Annotated in this window: 1 protein-coding gene; it reads right to left on the bottom strand. The window is 39.2% G+C overall.

What is annotated here, in order from left to right; genetic code table 11:
* Positions 1-72 precede the first annotated feature (72 nt).
* Complete coding sequence (locus HZR21_RS11475; protein WP_180747711.1) at positions 73-1,326, bottom strand: ISL3 family transposase; 1,254 nt, start codon at positions 1,324-1,326, stop codon at positions 73-75.
* Positions 1,327-1,435: the final 109 nt, after the last annotated feature.

Below are 1,435 nucleotides of genomic sequence, written 5' to 3'. Positions count from 1 at the left end.
GGCTCTTTGTCAAATCGTGTGGGAAAATAGTTTTCCACTATAAAGCAAGTAACTGTTGAGTTGCTTGTTTTTTTAATTAGTTAAGGTTTTGTTCATGAGGAGAATGCGTTTCTTGAAGTTCCTAAAGGTTCTAAAGCCATAAGCCACACGTTTAATGGCCTTGATTTTATTATTCATCCCCTCCAAACAGCCGTTTGAATAGTCTAACTCAAGTGCTAACTTAATGGATGCCTTTTTACGCAATAAAAATTGATACTTCTTAACAAATGTTTCAGGCAGAACTTCTGTATTGAGCGAGGCAATTAAAGTGAAAAATGAGTGAGCATCCTTGTTCCTGAAGTGACCGCTCGCTAATTGTAAGACTTGCCAGCCTTGATAGAGTATCGGACTGTAATTAATCAGTTGTTCAACCAGCTTCCGACTAGATGTCCACTTTCGTAAAGAACATGAATAAAAAGGCGTATCAGAAAGGTTATCATAGTTTTTAAGTAGATGTTTCCAATAATATTTGAGATGACGGTATTCAGGGCTTTTAGTGTCAAATCTTTTCATGACTTGAATGCGTAGTACATTGAAAGCCTTAGTCATTTGTTGGACAACATGAAAGCGATCTGTGATGAGCTGAGCACAAGGAAAACAGCGCTTGATCAACTTATCGTAACTATAATTCATATCCATCACGAGATATTTGACCCGCATTCGAACCTTTCTAGGAAACTTCAAAAAGTATTTAACCAAGCTCTCTAAACGTCTATCATCAAGAACTGTCACAATCTCATGAGACTCACCATCCATTGCGATAAAAGCCATACTCCCCGTACAATCTTTGGTTGCCTTAAATTCATCAAGACAGAGCACCTGAGGTAGTTTGGTAAATGCGTCTTTGCTTGACATTTGATTGAGTAATCGGTAGAAACTGTGTGAGGAGACGTTGAGATCATGGCTCGCATCTTTGATGGACTCTTTTTCTGTTAGTCTTCTGATGATCTGGGCTTTGAGTAAGGTGGAATCTTTATGCCCTTTTAAAACAAGTTGTTCAGGGATTTGAGAGGATTGCGTCATACCACAGGTCACACAGCGATAACGTTCAATTGTGATCATCAGAAAGCAGGGCAGGCCCATATATTCTGTCAGCTGTACCCTTCTTGGGTGTGGCGTTGTGCCATGCCTATGGAATTTAGTCCCCTGGCAGCTTGTGCATTGAGTCGCTGGTTGCGTTAGCTTAACGTTAAGTTCAAAGTGACGCCCGACTTGAACAGGGGAGGGATCTGAATATAACCAATCTTTTTCTTGTAAATGATACTGACTTAAGATATAATTAAACATGTCTTTCCTTCTCTTTTGTGTTGCTTAGTAACTCACATTATAGAAGGAAGGATTTTTTTATGCAAAAAAATCGCCTGGGAAATTTTCCCACACGATTTATTATAGAGCC

This window comes from Pseudolactococcus laudensis, assembly GCF_013449735.1.
In the GTDB taxonomy this organism is placed as follows: Bacteria; Bacillota; Bacilli; order Lactobacillales; family Streptococcaceae; genus Pseudolactococcus; species Pseudolactococcus laudensis.
Note: the sequence above shows the minus strand (reverse complement) of the source record. Positions and strands in the feature narration are given on the sequence as shown.